Below are 2,173 nucleotides of genomic sequence, written 5' to 3' on the forward strand. Positions count from 1 at the left end.
CCGCCGGCCCCGCCCCGCCGACCGCCGCCGTCTTCACCGCCGTCGTGGACGACAGCTCGATCAGCGGCCGGGTGAGCCCGCCGAGCGCGACCTCCAGCACCTGCCGCGTCCCCGACCCCTCCTCGCGCAGGATCAGCGGCGTGCGGGCGAGCTCCTCGGCCGTCACCGGCTGCCGCCGTCGCGCCCACGGGTGCCCGGGCGCGACGACCACCAGCAGCAGGTCGTGCGCGACCACCGCCGAGTCCAGCCCCTCCGGCACGGTGAGCCCTTCCACGAACCCGAGGTCGGCCTCGTCGGACCGCACCCGCCGCGCCACCTCCGCCGAGTTCCCCGCGTGCAGCGACACCGCCGTGCCGGGCCGCCGCTCGCTCAGCGCGATCAGCCACCCCGGCAGCAGGTACTCGGCGATCGTCATGCTGGCCGCGACCCGCAGCCGCGAGTCGCGCCGGTCCTTGAGCGCCTGCGTGCCCGCGTCGAACGCCGCCGCCGCCTCGACCACCTTGCGGGCCCAGTCCGCCACCAGCTGCCCGGTGTCGGTGAGCCGGGAGCCCCGCGGCGAGCGGTCCACCAGGGCCAGCCCGAGGTGGCGCTCCATCGACCGCACCCGGCTGCTGGCCGCCGGCTGCGAGACGCCCAGCTCGCGGGCCGCCCGGCCCAGGCTCCCCAGCCGCGCCACCGCCAGCAGCAGCTCGAGCGCCCCGAGGTCCGGCACGCGGTGGGCGAGGGACCCGGCCACGTAGGAGGCGTCGTGCCGGGCGTCGTGCTGGTCGTCGGGGCGGCTGCTCATAACCTCAGCTTATGTCCTCATAGGAACGAGCCCTCTGCCCGCCCCGGGGCCCGCGCCGGACGCTGGGGGACATGATCCGCGCAGTACGTCATCTCGGCCCCAACTGGTACGCCGCCGTCATGGGAACGGCCGTCCTCGGCACCGCCGGCGCGGGGCTCCCCGCACCGCTCGGCGGGCTGCGCGGACTCTGGGCCGGCCTGTGGACGCTCTCCCTGCTGATGCTGGCGGCGCTGCTGACCGCCCGTGCCCTGCACTGGCGACACCACGGCGACCAGGCCCGCCGCCACCTGCTGGATCCCGCCGTGGCCCCGTTCTACGGGTGTCTGTCGATGGCGCTGCTGGCCGTGGGCGGCGGCGCGGTGACGGTCGGCCGGGACTGGATCGGCCTGCCCGCCGCCGTCGCCCTGGACGCCGTACTGTTCACCGCCGGCACGCTGACGGGCCTGGCGGCGGCCGTCGCCGTCCCCTACCTGATGGTGGTGCGCCACCGCCCCTCCCTCGCCGACGCCGCGCCCGCCTGGCTGCTGCCGCTGGTCGCGCCGATGGTCTCGGCGGCGCTCGGCCCGTTGCTGGTCCCGTACCTGCCGGAGGGCGCCGCGCGGTGGACGATGACGGCACTGTGCCTGGCGCTCTTCGGCCTGAGCCTGCTGGCGGTGCTGGTGACGCTGCCCGTGGTGTTCGCCCGGCTCCTCACCGGCGGCCCGCCGCCCCTGGCCCTCACCCCGACGCTGTTCCTGGTGCTGGGTCCGCTGGGGCAGTCGACCACCGCCGCGGGGAACCTCGCGGCCGTCGCGCCGGGCACGGTCCCCGCCCCGTACGCCGAGGTGGCAGAGGTGATGGCGGTGCTCTACGGCGTCCCGGTGACCGGCTTCGCCCTGCTGTGGCTGGCCCTCGCTGCCGCCCTGGTGGTGCGCGCGGTCCGTGCGGGCATGGGCTTCGCGATGACCTGGTGGGCGTTCACCTTCCCGGTGGGCACCTGCGTGACCGGCGCGACCGCGCTGGGACACCGGACGGGCCTGGTCGTGTTCGACGCCCTCGCGGTGGCCCTGTTCGCGCTGCTGCTCGCCGCGTGGGCCGCAGCCGCGTTCGGCACCGCCCGCGGCCTGATCCGCGGCGACCTCCTGGCCGGCCCGGGGGCCGGGCAGGCAGCCGGCCCGGCGGCCGGTCGGGCGGCCGGTCGGGCGGCCGGGCAAGCAGCCGCCGGGCCGTTGCCGGTAGCGCCCGTCACCGCTCCGGCGGAAGCCGCCTCCCCGGAAACCGCCGCCTCGGCAGCCGCCCCGTCGATGGCCGCCGGCCGTGAAGCCGCCCCCGGGCGCACCCCGGCGACGGTCTGACCCTCCGCGCCGAGGAACGGGCGGCGCGGGACCCGCCACCGCACCCCGTCCC

Annotated in this window: 2 protein-coding genes; one reads left to right on the plus strand and one right to left on the minus strand. The window is 77.6% G+C overall.

Annotated features, from left to right (window positions below):
• The coding region (locus ACOV8S_RS24405) for a LysR family transcriptional regulator (RefSeq protein ID WP_448320312.1) at positions 1–787 on the minus strand (787 nt) is incomplete at its 3' end.
• 71 nt (positions 788–858) lie between these two features.
• On the opposite strand from ACOV8S_RS24405, the gene ACOV8S_RS24410 reads away from it, so the two are divergent.
• Positions 859–2,121 carry a TDT family transporter gene (locus tag ACOV8S_RS24410; protein ID WP_448320314.1) on the plus strand — a complete coding sequence of 421 codons (1,263 nt, stop codon included), beginning with the start codon at positions 859–861 and terminating at the stop codon, positions 2,119–2,121.
• Positions 2,122–2,173: the final 52 nt, after the last annotated feature.

The organism is Streptomyces sp. CO7 (genome assembly GCF_053474865.1).